Annotated in this window: 21 protein-coding genes; 9 read left to right on the top strand and 12 right to left on the bottom strand. The window is 68.5% G+C overall.

Features of this window, described 5'->3' with window-relative positions:
- Positions 1–395: 395 nt before the first annotated feature.
- Together GC106_RS39160 and GC106_RS39155 are read left to right on the top strand one after the other, a co-directional pair.
- Positions 396–581: a hypothetical protein gene (locus GC106_RS39160; RefSeq protein WP_173141053.1), complete on the top strand. Its 186-nt coding sequence runs from the start codon at positions 396–398 to the stop codon at positions 579–581.
- Between the two features lie 4 nt (positions 582–585).
- On the top strand, positions 586–909 hold the full coding sequence (locus GC106_RS39155; RefSeq protein WP_173141051.1) for a nucleotide pyrophosphohydrolase: 324 nt from the start codon (positions 586–588) through the stop codon (positions 907–909).
- On the opposite strand, the gene shbA is transcribed toward GC106_RS39155, so the two are convergent.
- Positions 896–1,513, bottom strand: a complete 618-nt coding sequence (gene shbA / locus GC106_RS39150) for an RNA polymerase sigma factor ShbA (RefSeq protein WP_173141049.1) — start codon at positions 1,511–1,513, stop codon at positions 896–898. The genes GC106_RS39155 and shbA overlap by 14 nt on opposite strands.
- Before the next feature lie 146 nt (positions 1,514–1,659).
- Between shbA and GC106_RS39145 the strand changes: the two genes are divergently transcribed.
- The gene (locus GC106_RS39145) at positions 1,660–2,832 is read left to right on the top strand and encodes an RtcB family protein (protein ID WP_312873233.1); all 1,173 of its coding nucleotides are present in this window, start codon (positions 1,660–1,662) and stop codon (positions 2,830–2,832) included.
- Between the two features lie 32 nt (positions 2,833–2,864).
- Here the strand turns inward: GC106_RS39145 and serS are convergent, their stop codons facing one another.
- The 3 genes from serS to GC106_RS39130 form a co-directional block, all read right to left on the bottom strand.
- Positions 2,865–4,130, bottom strand: coding sequence for a serine--tRNA ligase (gene serS / locus GC106_RS39140; protein ID WP_173141047.1), 1,266 nt, complete (start codon positions 4,128–4,130; stop codon positions 2,865–2,867).
- A 161-nt stretch (positions 4,131–4,291) separates the two neighbouring features.
- Entirely contained in the window at positions 4,292–5,749 is a 1,458-nt protein-coding gene (locus GC106_RS39135) for an aldehyde dehydrogenase family protein (RefSeq protein WP_173141045.1), read from the bottom strand.
- Positions 5,750–5,785: 36 nt separating this feature from the next.
- Positions 5,786–6,682 (bottom strand): SDR family oxidoreductase, encoded by an 897-nt coding sequence (locus tag GC106_RS39130; protein ID WP_173141043.1) that lies wholly within the window; start codon positions 6,680–6,682, stop codon positions 5,786–5,788.
- Positions 6,683–6,763: 81 nt separating this feature from the next.
- Here GC106_RS39130 and GC106_RS39125 point away from each other — a divergent pair, with 81 nt between their 5' ends.
- Positions 6,764–7,384: a TetR/AcrR family transcriptional regulator gene (locus GC106_RS39125; RefSeq protein ID WP_173141041.1), complete on the top strand. Its 621-nt coding sequence runs from the start codon at positions 6,764–6,766 to the stop codon at positions 7,382–7,384.
- 9 nt (positions 7,385–7,393) lie between these two features.
- Here the strand turns inward: GC106_RS39125 and GC106_RS39120 are convergent, their stop codons facing one another.
- The 4 genes from GC106_RS39120 to GC106_RS39105 all read right to left on the bottom strand — a co-directional run bounded on the left by GC106_RS39120 (position 7,394) and on the right by GC106_RS39105 (position 10,804).
- Positions 7,394–8,416: a MerR family transcriptional regulator gene (locus GC106_RS39120; RefSeq protein WP_173141039.1), complete on the bottom strand. Its 1,023-nt coding sequence runs from the start codon at positions 8,414–8,416 to the stop codon at positions 7,394–7,396.
- Positions 8,417–8,508: 92 nt separating this feature from the next.
- Complete coding sequence (locus tag GC106_RS39115; RefSeq protein ID WP_173141037.1) at positions 8,509–8,970, bottom strand: DUF350 domain-containing protein; 462 nt, start codon at positions 8,968–8,970, stop codon at positions 8,509–8,511.
- A 42-nt stretch (positions 8,971–9,012) separates the two neighbouring features.
- The gene (locus tag GC106_RS39110) at positions 9,013–10,179 is read right to left on the bottom strand and encodes a glutathionylspermidine synthase family protein (RefSeq protein ID WP_173141035.1); all 1,167 of its coding nucleotides are present in this window, start codon (positions 10,177–10,179) and stop codon (positions 9,013–9,015) included.
- A 1-nt stretch (position 10,180) separates the two neighbouring features.
- Positions 10,181–10,804 (bottom strand): hypothetical protein, encoded by a 624-nt coding sequence (locus GC106_RS39105; protein ID WP_246367849.1) that lies wholly within the window; start codon positions 10,802–10,804, stop codon positions 10,181–10,183.
- A 123-nt stretch (positions 10,805–10,927) separates the two neighbouring features.
- On the opposite strand from GC106_RS39105, the gene GC106_RS39100 reads away from it, so the two are divergent.
- Both GC106_RS39100 and GC106_RS39095 read left to right on the top strand, forming a co-directional pair.
- Complete coding sequence (locus GC106_RS39100; protein ID WP_173141033.1) at positions 10,928–11,929, top strand: septum formation family protein; 1,002 nt, start codon at positions 10,928–10,930, stop codon at positions 11,927–11,929.
- A 4-nt stretch (positions 11,930–11,933) separates the two neighbouring features.
- Positions 11,934–12,284 carry a metallopeptidase family protein gene (locus GC106_RS39095; RefSeq protein WP_173141031.1) on the top strand — a complete coding sequence of 117 codons (351 nt, stop codon included), beginning with the start codon at positions 11,934–11,936 and terminating at the stop codon, positions 12,282–12,284.
- On the opposite strand, the gene lhgD is transcribed toward GC106_RS39095, so the two are convergent.
- The 4 genes from lhgD to GC106_RS39075 all read right to left on the bottom strand — a co-directional run bounded on the left by lhgD (position 12,281) and on the right by GC106_RS39075 (position 16,748).
- Positions 12,281–13,471 carry an L-2-hydroxyglutarate dehydrogenase gene (lhgD, locus tag GC106_RS39090; RefSeq protein ID WP_173141029.1) on the bottom strand — a complete coding sequence of 397 codons (1,191 nt, stop codon included), beginning with the start codon at positions 13,469–13,471 and terminating at the stop codon, positions 12,281–12,283. The two genes, GC106_RS39095 and lhgD, sit on opposite strands and share 4 nt — an antisense overlap.
- Complete coding sequence (locus GC106_RS39085; RefSeq protein ID WP_217281507.1) at positions 13,471–14,259, bottom strand: glycosyltransferase; 789 nt, start codon at positions 14,257–14,259, stop codon at positions 13,471–13,473. The genes lhgD and GC106_RS39085 overlap by 1 nt, the downstream gene beginning before the upstream one ends.
- Before the next feature lie 408 nt (positions 14,260–14,667).
- The gene (locus GC106_RS39080) at positions 14,668–15,648 is read right to left on the bottom strand and encodes a Gfo/Idh/MocA family protein (RefSeq protein ID WP_173141027.1); all 981 of its coding nucleotides are present in this window, start codon (positions 15,646–15,648) and stop codon (positions 14,668–14,670) included.
- Entirely contained in the window at positions 15,645–16,748 is a 1,104-nt protein-coding gene (locus GC106_RS39075; RefSeq protein ID WP_173141025.1) for a DegT/DnrJ/EryC1/StrS family aminotransferase, read from the bottom strand. The genes GC106_RS39080 and GC106_RS39075 overlap by 4 nt, the downstream gene beginning before the upstream one ends.
- A 307-nt stretch (positions 16,749–17,055) precedes the next feature.
- On the opposite strand from GC106_RS39075, the gene GC106_RS39070 reads away from it, so the two are divergent.
- From GC106_RS39070 to GC106_RS39060, 3 genes are all read left to right on the top strand, one after another.
- Positions 17,056–18,051, top strand: coding sequence for a lysylphosphatidylglycerol synthase transmembrane domain-containing protein (locus GC106_RS39070; protein WP_173141023.1), 996 nt, complete (start codon positions 17,056–17,058; stop codon positions 18,049–18,051).
- Positions 18,052–18,283: 232 nt separating this feature from the next.
- Positions 18,284–18,982, top strand: coding sequence for an acyl-ACP--UDP-N-acetylglucosamine O-acyltransferase family protein (locus GC106_RS39065; protein WP_173141021.1), 699 nt, complete (start codon positions 18,284–18,286; stop codon positions 18,980–18,982).
- Positions 18,983–18,990: 8 nt separating this feature from the next.
- Positions 18,991–19,227, top strand: coding sequence for an acyl carrier protein (locus GC106_RS39060; RefSeq protein WP_173141019.1), 237 nt, complete (start codon positions 18,991–18,993; stop codon positions 19,225–19,227).
- Positions 19,228–19,229 lie beyond the last annotated feature (2 nt).

Raw genomic sequence — 19,229 nt, 5'->3', positions numbered from 1 at the left:
CGGGGAGGTAGGCGGGGGAGGCCCCATGGCCGCCGTGCTTGTCGACCAGTTCAGCCGCCGGGCCTCTGGGCCGCCCTGCCCCCGGGCAAACCGCTCCACCACAAGGTTTTCCGCAAGTCAGCCCGGCACTGGCCCTTCGTCGGCGACTTGGCCCTCCGTCCGGGCCACCCGTGCCCGGCCATCAGCGCAGCCGCCATCACATCAACATTTCCCTGAGGGGGACCCCCGAAATCCACGTTACCGAAGGGGTCCGACAAAACCGGCCCTGATGTCCGGGGTGACCTGCGTAATGCCTGGTCATGGCCATTCGGCGGCTGGGGATGGCTTTTCGGCCGATTCGGCGCACCGGGCCGGTGAGCCAGGCTGGTGTCAGCTCGAACAGACGGGAGAACACAATGCTGATGCTGGTGCTGACCTGGATCGGGGCCGTGCTGGGGGTGGCCCTCGTGCTGCTGATGGCGCTCGGTCCGGTGATCGTCGAACTCGACAGCATGGTCGCCCAACGGCGCCGGGAGCGTCGCCGTCAGGTCGCGAACGAGCAGGCCGCGGCCAACGTCGCGGCCCACCCGGTGTTCCATTGAGCACATGAGCCTCGCCGACTTGACCATGCGTCTTCGTGACTTCGCCGCCGCTCGCGACTGGGAGCAGTTCCACACGCCCAAGAATCTTGCGATGGCGCTGTCCGGCGAGGCGGGCGAGCTGATCAGCCTGTTCCAGTGGCTCACGCCCGAGCAGGCCGCGGCCGCCATGCGGGACCCGGAGCTGGCCGCGGACATCGAGGACGAACTGGCCGATGTGCTGCTCTACCTCGTGCGGCTCGCCGACGTGCTGGACGTCGACCTCATCAAGGCCGCGAACGCCAAGATCGACCGCAACGAGACGCGGTTCCCCCGGATCAGTCCCGGGTGACGACCTTGCGCAGCCGGGTCAGGGCCCGGTGCTGCGCCACCCTGATCGCGCCGGGAGTCGAGCCCATCACGTCCGCGACCTCCTCCGCGGACAGGCCGACCACCAGGCGCAGGACCAGGATCTCGTGCTGACGCGGTGACAACACCTGGCGCAGCAACTGTTCCATCCGGCTGGTCAGCTCGAACTGCAACGCGTGTTGTTCCGGCGTCGCCTCCTGGCTGGCGACATCCGGGATTTCCGGCACGGACAACGCCGTGGCCACACGGGCCGCGTTGCGCCGGGCGTCGGCGACCTTGTGGCCGGCGATGCCGTAGACGAACGCCAGGAACGGCCTCCCCTGGTTGCGATATCCCGGCAGTGCCCGGAACAGCGCCAACAGCACCTCCTGGGCGACGTCGTCGACCGAGATCGCCGTCCGGTGCCCCCCGATCCGCGCCTGGCAGTAGCGCAGAACCAATGGCCGCACATAGCTCAGCAGCCATTCTGTGGCGGCCGTGTCCCCCGACACGGCCGCCTCGACCACGGCGTTGAGCACGATCTCGTCCACGGGCTCCCCACTCCGTGTCCTCTTGTCCTCGCGTTCCGCCAACGCTGTTACGGACATCCGTGCCTCCTCGCCGCGGGCCTCCCCGATGAGAAAGGAGTCAGCGGCCCTGTCCCAGATACGGGGTGTTAGGGGGAAATTCCGACTGTGACCGAGCTGTCACCGAAGGCGAAAATCCCCTTGGCGGCTGACCTAGCCTGGAAGACGTGAACGCAACCGTGATCCGCGGCAGGAACGTGGACATCCGACTCTGGACTCGGCCCGAGGAGGTCGAGGAGCAGGCCATGCGCCAGCTGCACAACATCTCCGCGCTGCCTTGGGCTTTCAAGCACGTCGCGGTGATGCCGGACGTGCACTACGGCAAGGGCGCGACAGTCGGGTCCGTGATCGCCATGCGAGACGCGGTTTCACCCGCGGCGGTCGGTGTGGACATCGGCTGCGGCATGGCGGCCGTCCGGACCTCGCTGCGCGCGTCCGACCTGCCCGACGACCTCGGCCGGATCCGTTCGGAGATCGAGAAGGCGGTGCCCGTCGGGTTCGCCATGCACAAGGCGACGGCGTTCGACGGACGCGACGCCGGTGACTGGGGTGCCTTCTGGAGCGGCTTCGACCAGTTGGCCGGCGGGTTCGACCGGGCTCGTGCGCTGCACCAGATGGGCACGCTCGGCGGCGGCAACCACTTCATCGAGGTCTGCCTGGACACTCAGCAGCAGGTCTGGGTGATGCTGCACTCGGGCTCTCGCGGCGTGGGCAACATCCTGGCGCAGCACCACATCGGGATCGCGAAGGGCCTGGCGCACAACGCCGAGCTGCCGGACCCGGACCTGGCGGTGTTCCTGGCCAAGACGCCCGAGATGGAGGCGTACCGCCGGGACCTGTACTGGGCGCAGGACTACGCGCGCCGCAACCGTGCGGTCATGCTGCGTCTTGTCTGCTCGGTGCTGCGTGAGCAGTTCCCGCAGGTGAGCTTCGAGGAGCCGATCTCCTGCCACCACAACTACGTGGCGGAGGAGACGCACTTCGGCACGGACGTGATGGTCACCCGCAAGGGCGCGATCCGCGCGGGCCGTGGCGACCTGGGCATCATCCCGGGCTCGATGGGCACCGGGTCGTACATCGTGCGTGGCCTGGGAAACCCGGACTCGTTCGAGTCGGCGTCGCACGGCGCGGGCCGTCGCATGTCGCGGACCAAGGCGCGCAAGAAGTTCAGCGCCGAGGACCTCGCGGCGCAGACCGCGGGCGTGGAGTGCCGGAAGGACTCCGGCGTGGTCGACGAGATCCCGGCGGCGTACAAGGACATCGACGAGGTCATCGCGAACCAGTCCGACCTGGTGGAGATCGTGGCGAAGCTCAAGCAGGTCGTCTGCGTGAAGGGATAAGGAAAAGGGCCCCGGCCGGGGCCCTTTCCGCGTCACGCCTTGGGTTCGAGGACTTCGACACCGCCGAGTCCCGGCCGCAACGCCTCCGGGACCACGACCGATCCGTCGGCCTGCTGGTGGTTCTCCACGATCGCGACGATCCAGCGCGTGGTGGCGAGCGTCCCGTTCAGCGTCGCGGCGGTCCGTGGCTTGCCGTTCTCGTCGCGGTACCGCACGTTGAGCCTGCGGGCCTGGAACGTCGTGCAGTTCGAAGTGGACGTCAGCTCGCGATACGCCTGCTGCGACGGGAACCACGCCTCGCAGTCGAACTTGCGCGAGGCGCTCGTGCCCAGGTCGCCCGCGGCCGTGTCGATCACGCGGTACGGCACCTCGATCTTGGCGAGCATCTCCTCTTCCCACGCCAGCAGCCGGCCGTGTTCGGCCTCGGCGTCCTCGGGCTTGCAGTAGGTGAACATCTCCACCTTGTCGAACTGGTGGACCCGGATGATGCCGCGGGTGTCCTTGCCGTACGACCCGGCTTCCCGCCGGTAGCACGACGACCAGCCCGCGTACCGGCGTGGACCCGCCGAGAGGTCGAGGATCTCGTCGGCGTGGTAGCCCGCGAGCGGCACCTCCGACGTCCCGACCAGGTACAGGTCGTCCTCGGCCAGGCGGTAGACCTCGCTGGAGTGCGCGCCGAGGAAACCCGTGCCGTCCATGATCTCCGGCCGCACCAGCGACGGCGTGATCATCACCTGGAAGCCGTTGGCGACCGCCTGCTGCACGGCCATGTTGAGCAGCGCCAGCTGGAGCTGCGCGCCGATGCCCGTGAGGAAGTAGAACCGCGAGCCCGACACCTTCGCGCCGCGCTCCATGTCGACGCCGCCCAGCTTGGTGAGCAGATCGAGGTGGTCGGCAGGCTCGAAGTCGACCGGCTTGGGCTCGCCGACGTGCTTGAGCACGGCGTAGTCGTCCTCACCGCCCGCGGGCGCGGCCGGGTGGACCAGGTTCGGGATGGCCCGGTGCAGCCTGGTGACCGTTTCCTCGGCCTCGGCCTGCTCGGCCTCGGCGGCCTTGACCTCGGCGGCCATTTCCTTGCCCTTGGCCAGCAGGGCCTCGCGCTCCTCGCCCTTGGCCTTGCCCACCTGGCGGCCGAAGGCCTTCTGCTCGGCTCGCAACGTGTCCGCCCTGGAGACGGAACCGCGGCGACGCTCGTCGGCGGACAGCAACTGGTCCACCAGCTGCTCGTCCTCACCACGGGCACGCTGCGAAGCGCGCACCGCCTCCGGGTCTTCGCGCAGTGTCTTCAGGTCGATCACGGTGCCTATTGTCCTCGCTCGGCTCGGGCGGACTCAGTCGCCCCAGCCGACCATTTCCACCACATCCCGCGCAACGGATATCCGCGCTCCGACCGGTTCGCCGTGCGACCTGCTCTGGGCCGCACGGCGAAACCGCACGAACTGTCCGCTGGGCCGGGCTTCTAGGCCGGGTGTGGGGCCATGCTGCCGTAGGTCTTGAGGTGCTGGAACTCGCTCATTGCGGTCGGCCCGCACAGCGTGCCGTAGCCGCTCTGCTTCATGCCGCCCTGCTCGAAGTGTTCGGACATCGAGCCCCAGGTGTTGAACCAGATGCCACCGAAGCGCAGGGCGCGGCCGACTCGGCGGGCCCGCAGGTCGTCGAGGGTGAACACGGAGGCGGCGAGGCCGAACTCGGTGGCGTTCGCCCGCTGGATCGCGTCGGTCTCGTCGTCGAAGACCTCGAAGGTCTGCACCGGGCCGAACACCTCCTGCTGGACGACGGGCACGTCGATCCGGTCGACCTCGATCAGGGCGGGCCGGAAGAACGCGCCACCGGCCAGGCCGGGGCCGGTGACCGGGCCACCCCGGACGATGATCTTGGCGTAGTCGGCGGCCTCCTCGACGATCCGGTCGACCCTGGCGACGCTGGCCTTGTCGATCAGCGGGCCCATCTGACTGGTGGGGTCGAGCGCGGGGCCGACCTTGACCCCTGCCAGTGCCGCCGCGAGCCGGGTGCGCAGTTCGTCGGCGATGTCGCGCTGGGCGAGGACGCGGGAGCCGGTGCAGCAGAACTCGCCGTTCATCAGGATGCTGCTCATCACGAGCGTGGGGACCACGCTGTCCAGGTCGGCGTCGTCGAAGACGATCAGCGGCGTCTTGCCGCCCAGTTCGAGGCCGAGCCGCTTGAGCGTGGGGGCGGCCGTGGCCGCGATGGCGCGCCCGACGTGCGTGCTGCCGGTGTAGCTGAGCACGTCGATGTCCGGCGAGGCGACCAGCATCGGCGCCACCTCGTTACCGGCCTCGGTGAGGATGTTGACGACACCGGCGGGAAGCGAGGACGTGGCGGCGACGGCCTCGGCGAACAACGCGTTGGTCAGCGCGGTCTGGCCGGGCATCTTGGCCACGGTGGTGCAGCCGGCCCCGATGGCCGGGCCCAGAGCGCGGACCAGCAGGATCACCGGGGAGTTCCACGGGGCGATGATGCCCGCGACGCCCGCCGCCTCGGGGACCGAGTGGTAGTAGGCCCCCGGGGTGGGTTCGGCGGCGCGCCCGGCGATGTGGACGAGCGCGGAGGCGGCGCTGTAGCGCAGCCATTCGACCGAGGTCAGCAGCTCCCAGGTCGTCTGGGCGAGCAGCTTGCCGTTCTCCCGAGCCAGCATCCGGGCGATGGCGGGCACCCGTTCGGCGAGCCGGTCGGCCAGTTCGTACAGGGCCCGCGATCGTAGGGACGGATCGCGCGACCAGCCGGTGGTGTCGAAGGTGGAGCGAGCGGCGTCGATCGCGGCCTGCGCCTCGGCGCGGCCCGCGGAAACGTAGGTTCCGACGACCTCACCCGTGGAAGGGTCGATCGACTCGTGGACCGAGCCGGTGTCGCTCCACTCGCCGTTGACGAGATTGCGGGCGGTGCTGGTGGTCGACATGGTTGTCCTCTCGATTCTGCTCAGGCGGGGTGGCGGTCAGGCGGCGTCTGCCGCGGTCGCGCGGCGACGGGTCTTGGCGGGGTAGTGCTTGCGCAGGTCGGAGGTCGTCATCCGGTCGAGCATCCGGTCGGACACGAAGCGGGACACACCGATGAGGAAGGCGGCCGTGACGCCGATCGTGTAGCGGATGCGGGGCCTGCGGTCGGTCACCGCCTTGGCGATCTTCTTCGCGGCGACGTCGGAGGTCACGCCGGCCTTGGTGAACGCGGCCACGTGGGAGGGGATGGCCTGCATCAGATCGCCGTAGCGCGCGTTGTGCTCGGGCGTCATCCCATCGCCGAGGCGGCCGAGGGCGGCGAGGCCGACGCGGGACATCTCGGTTTTGACTCCGCCCGGTTCGACTACCACCACCTGCACACCGTGCGGGGCTAGCTCGTTGCGCAGCGCGTCGCTCACGGCCTCCATCGCGAACTTGCTGGCGGCGTACGGCCCGTAGCCGGCCATGGAGACCTTGCCGTTGAGGGAGGTGATGTTGACGACGCGGCCCTTGCCGCGTAGCAGCGCGGGAACCAGCGCCTGGATGACGGCGACGTGGCCGAAGACGTTCACTTCGAAGATGCGCCGCCATTCGTCGAGCGGCATCACTTCGACCGGGCCGGCGCCGGGGATGCCGGCGTTGTTGACCACTGCCCGCAGCGGCCGCGCGTCCCGCTCGACGCGTGTGGTGAGCGCGGCGATGTGGTCGGGGTTGGTGATGTCGACGATCACCGGCTCGACGCCTGCGGCGCGCAGCGCGTCACCGTCGCTGTCGCGCCGCACGCCGGCGAGGACGTGAAAGCCGCGGCGGGCCAGTTCCCGCGCGGTGGCCGCGCCCATGCCGGTTGACGCTCCGGTCACGACCACGAGCTCCCGAATTTCAGATGACTTTGTCATCTTCTGAGTGTGGAGCTTTCAGATGACGATGTCAACTGACTCAAGTGACTTAGTCATCACAAGGGAGCTAGGATCGTCCGCATGACCAGCCGCGCCGAATCAGCCGCCGCCACGCGCCGCGCCCTGCTCGACGCGGCCGCTGAGCTGCTCGATTCCGGTGGCCTGGACGCCGTGACGTTGCGCGCGGTGGGAGCACGCGCCGGAGTGACTCGCGGGGCGCCCTACCGGCACTTCCCCGACAAGGAGAGCCTGCTGATCGCCGTCGGGACACAGGCCTGGGACACACTAGGAGACCGCATGCACGCCCTCCGCGCGGATCCGGGCCTGTCGCCCGCCGAGAAAATGCGCAACGGCCTCATCGCACTCATCGACATCGGCCGATTTCAGCCGCACCTCTACAAACTCATGTTCAGCAACCCACCCGGCGACCCCACGGCACTCGCCCGGGCCGCCCAGCGCAGCCAGACCGAGTTCCTGGCCGTCGTCGCCGACCTGGTCGGCGAGCAGGACGCCCGCCGGTACGCGGCCCTGCTCATCAGCAGCGCGAGCGGGATCGCCGGCCTGGAGGCCAGCGGCCAGCTCGCCGACCCCAAGTGGGGCGGCGTCTCCGCCGAAGACCTCACCGACACCCTCGTCGACATGGTCGCCGGGAAGAGGTCGCCCGCGCCCGCGACCGACGACCTGCCGCCCGGCACGCCCTGATCCGCCGGCTCAACGGGCGGGGGCGTCGTTGGTACCCGATGAGAGGGCGGCGGCGATCCACTGTTCGCTCGCGCCGCCGTTCGGCTCCGGTGTCCCGCTGATGGTTGTCATCAGTGACACGTAGGTGCCAAGCAGGTCGTTGAACTCTGACACGGCACGGTCGGCGTGGTGATGAGCGGGAGTGGTGGGGTCGGGGTCGGCCATGGAATGCCGCACCTCGGCGACGTCGTCCTCGCTGAGTGGTTTCCCCGTGGCCGTGGCGGTGAGCTCGGCGATCGACGCCACCAGGCGTTCGGCGATCTGCCGGGCCTGCGGGGTGTCCGGGGACAGCCCGGCCTGTTGTGCCGACCAGGCCTCCATTTCCAGCTTCCGGTGCCTTTCGATGCGTTCCATCATCGCCGGTGTGGTCATGTTCATGGCTTTCGGGGAGGCGAAGCTGGTGTGGAAGTACTCCCGGACCGAGCGGCGGAACTCCTTGTCCTGCACCAGGTCGGCCAGTTCGATCCAGGCCTGGAGCTGGTCGGTGGTGGGGTGCTCGGGCAGGACCGGGCGCATCTGGTGCAGCTGCTCGGTGAATTCGGGATGCACGGTGGTGAGGTCTTCGGTGATCTCGTCCCAGAACTCGTCGAGCAGCCGGTTGCGGTCGTCGTCGGACATGGACACGAGGTCGTGCATGAGGGCCACCTGTTCGGTCGCGGTGTGCTGGTTGACGATGGTCCGAAGGACGGCCCGCCTGGCACGTAGGTGACGCATCTGGCGCTCGACGAGCGCGAGGTGGGTCGTGGCCAGGTCGTGCAGGGTCGTCTCGTCGGCCAGGAGCCTGCGGATGTCATCCAGGCTTGCGCCCAGGTCACGCAGGGTGCGGACGAGTTCCAGCCGCGCGATGGCGTCGATGTCGTACAGCCGGTAGCCGGCGTCGGTGTGGCTCGTGGGTACGACCACACCGGCGTCCGCGTAGAACCTGATGGCACTCACGCTCAAACCGGTGCGACGCGCCACGTCGCCGATCGAGTAAAGCTGGTTGTCCTCCACAGCTCCACTCTGAGGGCTCAAGCGGCTTGAGAGTCAACCGGAAACCGCAGCGAACCCCTGCGGGCGCCGCCCGCAGGGGTTCGACAAGGGGGTCAGCTGATGGCGACGGCCACGACGAGACCGAGGGCCACGTGCGCGGACGCGACCACGACGCTGGCCGGGGTGAACCTTTCGGCCTGGATGACCTCGCCGATGTCGATCCGCGTCGCCCACTCCAGGATTCGCACGGCCGCGACCTGCACGATGATGCCGAGCAGGCCGTAGACCAGCGACGTGATCAGGCCGGCGGTGAGGTCACTGGCCGACGAGGTGATCGCCAGCACGATGATGAAGGCCATGCTGACCAGGCCGGCCGAGGTGATCAGGACCGCGTTCGGCCTGCCGGTGCGGACCAGGTCGGTCAGCTTGCCCGGCGTGGTCCAGTCGATGGCGTAGAAGCCCGCCAGGATCAGCGCGAGGCCGACGATCGCGTACAGCGCGATCGCGCCGATGCCCCGGCCGAGTTGCGCTCCGAAGTCAGGGTCGAGCGCAAGGATCTGGGTGGTGTGCTGCACGGGTCCCTCCGGCCTAAATGGACATGTCGGGTTGGTGGATTATCACGATTCCGGGATGCGATGGGGGACAAACGCCGCACCATCGTCGGTGACCAGGCCCGCTGTCTCGCGGATGCCCAGTCCGGCGGCCGAGTCGCCGACGATCCACGCCCCCAGCGCGGGCCGGTAGCCGTCGAACTCCGGCAGCGGGTCGAACGCCTGGTAGACGAAGCCTTCCTGGCCGTAGACGCCCCCGGTCTGGGTCTCGTAGCCCGGAGCCACGATCTGGATGTTCGAGCCTTCCCGCCCCAGCCGCGGTTTGCGCACGTACTCGGTGAGCAGGCCCGGCTGGTCCAGGAAGGCGGGCAGCAGGTTCGGGTGCCCCGGGTACATCTCCCAGAGGATCGCCAGCAGCGCCTTGTTGGACAGCAGCATCTTCCACAGCGGCTCGATCCACAGCGTCTGCGGCAGGCTCTCCACCGCGCGCCTGCCGAACTCCTCGTCGACCACCCACTCCCAGGGGTAGAGCTTGACGATGGCGTTCATCGGTGCCTCTTCGAGGTCGACGAACCGCTTGAGCAGCGAGTGCCAGCCGATCTCCTCGATCGCCAGGCCGACCGTGTCCAGCCCGCCTTCGGCCGCGGTCTCCTGCAGGTACGCCGTGGTGACGTGGTCCTCGCCGGTCGGGTCCGCGGTCGACCAGGTGAAGTGCACCTCGGTCGACGGGAGCTTGTCGCCGATCTCACGCCAGCGCTCGACCAGCTTCTCGTGGATGGAGTTCCACTGGTCGTCGTCCGGGAAGACGTCGGTCTTCCAGAACCACTGCACGACCGCGGCCTCCAGCAGGGAGGTCGGTGTGTCGGCGTTGTACTCCAGCAGTTTCGCCGGGCCCGACCCGTCGTAGCGCAGGTCGAACCGGCCGTAGACGTGCGGGTCGTGCCGCCGCCACGACTCGGCGATGTGCGGCCAGGTCCATTCGGGGATGCCGAAGTCCTTGTACCGCTCGGTGGTCACGACCGTGTCCACGGCTTCGAGGCACATCGAGTGCAGCAGTTCGACGTCGGCCTCGATCGAGAGGATCTCGTCGATGTCGAACACGTAGTGCACGGACTCGTCCCAGTAGGGACGCCGGTTACCGGCTTCGTCGCGGGCAGGCGTGCCGAACACCAGACCCTGTTCCGCGATCTTGCTCTGCCAGTCCCGCCGGGGTTGCGAGGACTCCCGGTGCAACTCAGCTGCCTCCGCTCTTGCCGCCGCTGCTCACACCGAAGCCACCGCGCTGGATTGTCTTGCCGGACGTACCGCTCTTGACGGTCGTGCCGCTGCCGGGCGCGGCGGTGGACCCGCCGGACACGCGACGGTTGGGGCCGGTGCCGGTCACCGTGCCGCCGTAGTTGTAGTGATAGCTGCGGTACTGACCGTTGCCGATCGGGATGAACCAAAAGCCACCCGCGTGGTAGCCGCCGTGGCTGCGTACGTACTCCTCCGAGCAGATGTTGTCGTCCGACGACACTGTGTTGCTCTCGTCCACGCAGTACGCGGTGACCTCGTCGGGTGTCGCGGCCGCGTACCAAACGGCGACCGTCGCGACGATGCCGACGGTCACACCGGCACCGATCATCACGCGACGGCGGCGCAGGGACTTGCGTTCGGCCTCCGCGACGAGTGCCCGCTGCTGCTCTTTCTCTTCGTCACGCGCCCTACGCATAGCCCTCTTCTCGGCCAGCGTCGGTTCCCGCGGGGTGGTCGTCTCCGCGTCCTGGAAGCGCATCGCGCCACGCCTGGGCTCAGCCGGTGGCTGCGGCTGTGGCTGCTCACGGCTGGGCTCGACGTTGTCGTCCCTGTTGTCTGTCATCCGGGCCCTCCCACTCGCGGACAGTACATTCGCCGACCTCATACGTGGGGACGGGCGTGGCGAGGAGTGTCCTGATCGCAACACACATCCGCCCACCCGGTCAGGTACGGCATGATGGAGTAGATGTCCACGAACGCCCAACGGTTTCGCTCCGGCGGCCCGACCTTGAGCACACGCCTGGTCATGGCCGGTGCGTTCGTCGGTGCGCTGCTGGTCCTGACCCTGAGCATGGTTTTCTCCTGGCCGGTCGCCGGTGGCGGTGGCGGCGGCAGGTCGACCGCGACCGACGACGACGCGGCCGCCAACCTGGCCGCCGCGTTCGAGGCGCCCGCGGGCAGCTGCCTGACCTGGAAGCCGGACGGCTCGGACATGAAGCCGGTCGGATGTGATCAGCCCCACCTTTTCGAGGTGACCGGCGACGTCGACATCTCGGGTGAGTACAACGACAGCGCGCCGTCACCGAGTGAAGAGGTGTGGCGTGACATCGCCAAGCAGAAGTGCACCACCGGCGCGGCCGGGTATCTCGGCGGCAAGCTCGACCCGTTCGGCAAGTACAGCGTCGGCGCGCTGAAGCCGAGCGACGAACAGTGGCGGGACGGCGACCGGAAGCTCCGCTGCGGCCTGCAGCGCGCCACGCCGTCCGGCAAGACGCTGGTGGCGACCACCGGCTCGGCCAAGAACCAGGACCAGTCCGACATCTACGACGTGGGCACCTGCCTGGCGCTGGTCGAGAAGAACGTCGGCGACCCGGTGCCCTGCGAGAAGGAGCACGCGTACGAGATCGTCGGCGTGATCGACCTGTCGCAGACGTTCACCGACGGCACGTTCCCCTCCGAGGAGCAGCAGCAGACCGCGATGCTCGACCAGTGCCCGAAGCTGGCCGCGGAGTACTCCGGCAACCTGGACCTGGCCGCCCAGGGTCTCTCGCTGACCTGGGACACGCGCAAGCAGGAAAGCTGGGACGCGGGCTCGCACCGTGCGGTCTGCAAGGTCGGCGCGCCCCTCAAGGACAACTCCGGCCTCGCGCCGATCAGCGGCAGCGTCAAGGGCGCGGGCCAGACCGGCCAGCCCGCCACCCCGCCGCCGAGCGGCAGCACCACCCCGACCTCCACGCCCGGCGGGTGACCTGGTGCCGGTGGAGATGTCACGGGCAAGGTTCGAGGAACTCGTCAGCGACGCGTTGGACCTGGTGCCCCGCGAGTTCGCCAGGGCCATGGACAACGTCGTGGTGCTGGTGGAGGAGTACAACGAAGAGGCGCCGTCGATCCTCGGCCTGTACCACGGGATCGCGCTGACCGAGCGGACCTCCAGCTACGGCGGCGTCCTGCCGGACCGGATCAGCATCTACCGCCAGCCGATCCTGGAGATCTGCGAGACGGAGGACGACGTGGTCGAGGAGGTGGCTGTGACCGTGGTCCACGAGATCGCCCACCACTTCGGCATCGACGACCACCGCCTGCACGAACTCGGCTGGGGTTAACCCTTGGCCCGGGGGACCACCTGGTCGGCCACGTAGCGCGCGATCTCCAAGGCGCTCGTCGCGGCGGGTGACGGCGCGTTGAGCACGTGCACCTGGTGTGGCGCGGTCTCGATGAGGAAGTCGTCCACCAACGACCCGTCCGGCAACAAGGCCTGCGCACGGACACCTGCCGTGCAGCGGACCAGATCCTCGGCCTGCACCGCGGGGACGAGCCGCGCGAGGCTCGCGGCGAAACGCTTGCGCGACAACGACCGCAACACTTCGTCGACACCGGTGCGACCGAATTTCCTTGCCAGCCGCCAGGAACCAGCGAACCGCGCAGTGTCGAGCAGGTCACCGACGGACACGTCACGCCAGCGGTATCCTTCGCGCCGCAACGCAAGCACGGCATTCGGTCCGGCGTGCACACTGCCGTCGAGCATCCGCGTCAGATGCACACCGAGGAACGGCAACGCGGCATCAGGCACCGGGTAGATCAACCCGCGGACGAGGTGCCGTCGCTCCGGCTTGAGCTCGTAGTACTCGCCCCGGAACGGCACGATCCGCGCCCGTGGCGTCAAACCCGCCAACCGGGCGACCCGATCGCTGTGCAGCCCGGCGCAGTTCACCAACGCGTCGGCACGCAGAACCTCCTGGCCCGTGGCGATCTCCACGCCGCCGTTCCGGCCGGGGCGGATGCCCAGGGCCGGAGTGGACAGTCGGAGGTCCGCGCAGGCGAGCTGCTTGACCAAGGCCTCGCAGACACCGGGGAAGTCGATGATCGCCGTGCTGTGCACACGAAGCGCGGCGACACAGGACACTTCGGGCTCGTACTCGCGCGCCTCGGCGGGCGAGATCAGATCCGCCGGAACACCGTTGGCCTTGGCCCGTGATTCCAATGTGTACAGTGCGGGCAGTTCGTCCTCGGACGTGGCGACCACGAGTTTGCCGCACACCTCGACGCCGACACCGTGATCACGGGCGAACGCGATGACGGACTTGTTGCCCGCCACCGACATCCGGGCCTTGAACGAGCCGGGCTTGTAGTACAGCCCGGCGTGCACGACGTTGCTGTTGTGGCCCGTTTGATGGGCCGCCCAACGGTTTTCCTTCTCCAGGACCGTGACCCGGTTGCCGCGCGTGGTCAGCTCGCGCGCGACCGCCAGCCCGACGATCCCGCCCCCGATGACGACTACGTGGCGCGCCACTAGGCGACGCTGGCGACCGGACGAGCGCCCTTACGGTGCCGCATCCGGACCGTCACCAGACCGAGGCCCATCTTCCACACGTCGCTGATCCGGATACGGCTGCCGTGCGCCCCGTGCGACTCACGCAGGCGGACGGGGACCTCGATGGTCTTGATGCCGCTGCGTTCGGCCAAGTAGGTCAGCTCGGTGGTGAGCAGGAAGCCCTCTTCGGTCAGCCGCGGCCCGACCGAACGCACCCAGTCGCCGTCGATGGCGAACGTGCCCTGCGGGTCGCGCGTGCGCATTCCGAGAACGATGAAGCGCAATGTGAGGAAACCCCAGGTGAGAACGGCACGCAGGACACCGCGGCCGACCTCGGACTCCGGGTGGGCCTTCGAGCCGATCACCATCTTGTGCTGGTGGTGGTCGATCTTGTCGGCCTTGTCCAGGTCGTCGAACCCGAACGGCAGGTCGTCCGCGCCGAAGAAGACCCGCGCCCCGCGGCTCTCCGCCACGCCGTGGCGCAGCGCGTTGCCCAGGCCCTTCTTGCTGGTCAGCACCCGCAGCTCGACGCCGTCGGTCTGCCAGTTGGCCTCGATCTTGTGCAGCATGTCCAGCGTGCCGTCGGTCGAGCCGTTCTCCACCACGAGAACCTCGGAGTTCGTCCCCGCGAGCCGGTCACGCAGCTCCTTCAGGGTGCCCTCGATCGTGGCGGTGCTGTTGTGTGCGGGGACGATGTAGGTGAGTGACACCGGGTGGTCGGTGGCCATCGTGAACTCCCTGACGAACTGCTCGGTTGAGGGCGACACGCACAGTACCGAACAAGCCGGGACCCCGTTCCCCGGGATGACCTCTGGCCCCGGCCGTACGAACGGTCCGTTCGCGAATCCAGTTGTCCACAACTGGCCGGTAACCCTTCTGACCTGCCCTTTTCCCGGTAGACTGGGTCCGGGGTCGCCCCCCAGGGACGGGTGGGGGCCTGTTGTTTGTGCTTGGGGTGTGGTGCGGTCCTTCAGGTTGCTGGGTTTCCAAAGGTGTTTCGCCGACGGGCAGGCCGCCAAGGGGTGGCACAAGGATCTCGCCACTTGCCGCTTTTCGCCACCTGTGCTGGTCGGTGTCGGGGTGCCCTCATCTGCTTGCGCACGGCGGAATGATGGGACCTCTGGGTAGGCGAAGGCGCCCGGGACTTCGCGTCCCGGGCGCCTTGAGGTGGACTCTCAGTGGTGGCCGTTGGTGGCCGACAGAGAGGCCTGCTCGATCGCCAGGTGGGCGGGGAGGATCGCCTCCCGCTCCTTGATCACGTCGGCCGCTCCCGCTCCCGCCTCCAGCAGGTTCAGGAAGTGGTCCAGCTGCGCCGCCAGCGGCTCGCCGCCGGGCATCAGGGTCGGGATCTCGATGATCGTCTGCTGCTTGTAGCCGACGCCGTCACGGGCCGGTTCGTGCTCGACGTGGCGGTAGACCGTGATGTCGCGGCGGAGGAGGTCGATCTCCGTCAGGCGGTCGATCTCCAGCACGTGCAGCTGGCGGACCTTGCGCTGGCTGATGCGGCTCGCCGAGATGGTCGCCAGCGCGCCGTTCGGGAACGACATCGTGGCGTCCGCGCTGTCCTCGGAGTTGTTCTGGCGGGACTCCTGGTGGAAGTAGCCGAACGAGCCCTTCACCGCGCTGGGCACCTCGCCGAGGAAGCGGATCGCCAGGTCGACGTCGTGGATCAGCAGGTCCGTCGCCACGCCCGTCTTGATCCGGGGCACGAACGGCGAGTGCCGGACCGCGTGGATCTGGGCGATGTCGCTGACGAACTGGCGCGCCGTCATCACCGCCGGGTTGAAGCGCTCGAGGAAACCGCACACGAGCGGCAAACCGCGCGTTTCGGACTCCTTCACCAGTTCCTCCGACTGGGCGAAGGTCGGCGTGAGCGGCTTCTCCACCAGCAGCGGCTTGCCGAGCTCCATCACGCGCTTGGCGATGTCGTAGTGCGCCTCGGTCGCCGCGGCGATCACGACCGCGTCGATGCCGTCGAGCGAGTCCAGCTCGGGGACCCATTCGACGTCCCACTTCTCGGCGACCGCGCGACCGGTCTCCTCGTTCTTCTCGATCAGCCGGACGAAGTCCGCGCGGGGCGACTGAGCCAGCACACGGGCGTGCAGCGAGCCCATCCGGCCGGAGCCGACCAGTGCGATACGGGGCGAGGCCGTCATGCGCCCAGCACCTCCCTGATCGTCTCGACGATGGTGTCCACATCGGAGTCGGTGAGCTTCGGGTGCACCGGCAGCGACAGGACTTCCCGCGCGACGCGGGTGGCGACCGGCACGTCCTCGAGCGCCGCCGTGATCTTCGGGTTGTCCCGGTAGCAGTCGTAGTCGAACACGACCTTCGGGTAGTAGATCCCGTTGCCCACGCCCTTCTCCGTCAGCTTCGCGGAGAACTCCTCGCGGCTGATCGGCGCGTCCTCGGTGATCCGCACCGTGTACTGGTGCCACACGTGGGTACGTCCAGGAAGGACGGCGGGCAGCTCCAGCCCTGGCAGCCCGGCCAGGCCCTTGGACAGCGCCTCGGCGTTGCGCTGGCGTGCCTCGGTGATCCGCGGCAGCTTCTCCAGCTGCGGGATGCCGACGGCAGCGTGCAGGTCGGTCAGCCGGTAGTTGTGGCCGGCCATCTCGTACTGGTAGCGGGCGCGCATGCCCTGGTTACGCAGCACGCGCAGACGGTCGGCCAGCGCGGCGTCGTTCGTGGTGATCACGCCGCCCTCGGCGGTGGTGATGTTCTTCGTCGCGTACAGCGAGAAGCAGCCGAGGCCGTAGCTACCGGCCGGCTTGCCGTCCAGCGTCGCGCCGACGGCCTGGGCGGAGTCCTCCACCACAGCCAGGCCGTGCTCGGCGGCCAACGGCATGAGCCTGGTCATGTCGGCCATCTGGCCGTACAGGTGCACCGGCATCAGGACCTTGGTACGCGGGCTCAGCGCGGCGGCCACGGCGTCCGGGTCGATGGCGAAGTCGTCGTCGCGGATGTCGGCGAACCGCACCGAGGCGCCGGCCTCCAGGATCGCGTTCAGCGTCGCGACGAAGGTGAACGGTGAGGTGATCACCTCGTCACCCGGCTGCAGGTCCAGTACCTCGATGGATGCGACCAGCGCGGTCGTGCCACTGTTCACGCCGACCGCGTGCTCGACGCCCGCGACCTCTGCGAACGCGTCCTCGAAACGCTTGACCATCGGGCCTTGCGCGATGACGCCGGAGCGAAGGACTTCCAGTACGTATGGCTCGGCGTCGGCGACGTCGACCACGGTGATAGGGATCATTCTCCATCTTCCGATTGAGGCTGGTCGTCCCCGGTCTGGTGGACGTGCCTGAGCGGACTTCGTGGGCAGGCTACCCGTCCACGGGGCAAGATCCTTTTGCGGGATCAGCCGGTGGGGGCGATGATCGACCCGGTGGCGTTGCGGGGCGGTTCGAAGCCCGCCTGTACCCTTGAGCCGCCTAGCCGATGCCCGACGGTCATCAGTCAACCTTTCCGGCCGTGCGAGCGTCCTCTACCAAGTCCACACAGGCGCGTTTCCAGGCCCAACGCCGTCGTCGAGCAAGGCGCCAACCCAGCACGGAGACCATATGACGAGCATCGAGGACGATGCCAAGAAACAGGACGAGGAAGCTCCGGTGACCCCGCCTGCCAAGACCACGAAGCAGATCTTCATCGCGTGGGCGCGGCGTGTCCTCGTCGTCGTGGTGATCGGCTTCGCCGGTTGGCAGGTCGCCAAGAGCTGGAACGAGGTCTGGGCCACGCTCAAGACGCTGTCGTGGAGCGCGGTGCTGATCAGCGAGCTGTTCGTGCTCGCCGGCATCTTCCTGGGCGCGTACGCGTGGCAGATCATGGTCGACGACCTGGGCAAGCCGATCGGCTTCCTGCGCGGCTCGCAGTTCTACCTGGTCGGTTCGCTGGGCAAGTACGTCCCCGGCTCGGTGTGGGCGTACCTGCTGCAGATGGAGCTGGGCCGCAAGGCCGGTGTGCCGCGTGCCCGGATCTTCGTGGGCACGCTGATCTCGCTGGGTGTCTCGGTCGTGGCGATGTCGCTGCTGGGCCTGCTGTCGCTGCCGAGCGTCCTCGACCACGCGCCGAATGCCGTATGGCTGTTCGCCCTTTTGCCGATCGGCGTCATCGCGCTGCACCCCAAGGTGCTGACGTGGGGCACCTCACTGGTGCTGAAGCTGCTGCGTAAGGCGCCGCTGGACCACGAGCTGCGCTACAGCGTCATCGGCAAGCTGCTGGGTGTCCAGGTTGCCTCGTATGTCTGTTATGGCACGCATCTGTGGGTGCTGGCCGAATCGGCCGGTTCGCCCACCTTCCGCGACTGGCTGCTGACCATCGGCGCCATCTCGGTCGGCCTGCTCGGCGGCATCTTCGTGTTCATCCTGCCGTCCGGCGCGGGTGTCCGGGACGCCATCCTGGTCGGCGTACTGGCCAGCACGCTGCCCGCTTCGCAGGCGCTGGCGTTCGCGCTGGTCTCCCGTCTGATGTTCATCGTCGGCGAGGTGCTGTCGGCAGGCATCGGCTGGGTGCTGCCGAAGCTCAAGAGGCAGCCCGCCGAGGTCGCGGCCGAGTCCTGAGCCACCCGGGACCCCGGCGGCCCTGGCAGCCGGGGTCCCGGCGTGTCTGCCAGGCACAATGGCCGGTCCAGGAGTGATCCAGGCCGCGCCGCGGCGTCCGGTACAGTGACTTTCCGGTCCCGCCTCCAGCGCGCGGGTCCACACGTTGCCTTCGCCGCGCCACGGACGCGTTCTGGGGTTGCGCGGCGGGAACGTGCGTGACGACCAATACCCGGGGCAGGACTGACATCCAGTGGCGAACCGAATCCATTCCACGGCGATCATCGGTGCGGGCGTAGAGCTCGGCGACGACAACGTCATCGGCCCGTACACGGTCATCGTCGGCCCGGCCAGGATCGGCGACGGCAACTGGATCGGCCCGCACGTGAGCATCGGCGGTCCCGCCGAGTACCTGCGCGGCCCGCACCCGGTCGGCTGGGAGGGCGAAGCCGAAGGCCCCGGTGTGGTGATCGGCAACGGCAACAAGATCCGTGAGTTCGTCACCGTGAACCAGGGCGTGCACGAGCCGACCAAGCTCGGTGACGACTGCTACGTGATGGGCCGCGCGCACGTCGCCCACGACTGCACGATCGACGACGGTGTGATCCTCACCAGCGCCGTGCAGGTCGCCGGGCACTGCCACGTCTGGGCGGGGTCCAACCTGGGCCTCGGCACCGTCGTGCACCAGCGCACCACGATCGGCCCCGGCGCGATGGTCGGGATGGGCTCGGTGGTCCGCAAGGAGGTGGGCGCGTTCACCATCACCCTGGGCAACCCGGCCCGCACCTCGGGCATCAACGTGGTGGGCCTGCAGCGCAGGGGATGTGACGAAGAGGCCATCGCGGCACTGCAAGGTTTCCTCACCGGCAAGGACGACGACGTGCCCGCCGGTCTGCCGGACGAGGTGGCGGCCCTGCTCAAGGCATGGGCCGGCCGGACACCCCAGGACTAAGGAGAGTCATGTCACTCAACGACCGGCTGCGCACCGTCTTCATCGAGACGATGCAGCTCGACGCCGACTTCGACGTCGAGAACCTCAAGTACCGCGACATCGAGGAGTGGGACTCGGTCGGGCACATGGCGCTCGTCGCGGCCATCGAGGACGAGTTCGACGTGCAGTTCGACACCGACCAGGTGATCGACATGAGCAGCTTCAAGGTCGCCGCCGACATGCTCAACGACATGGGGGCGAAGTAGTT

It is taken from the genome of Kibdelosporangium persicum, assembly GCF_013280595.1.
Lineage (GTDB): Bacteria > Actinomycetota > Actinomycetes > Mycobacteriales > Pseudonocardiaceae > Kibdelosporangium > Kibdelosporangium persicum.
The sequence above is the reverse complement of the archived record's forward strand: the minus strand, read 5'-3'. Positions and strand labels throughout refer to the sequence as shown.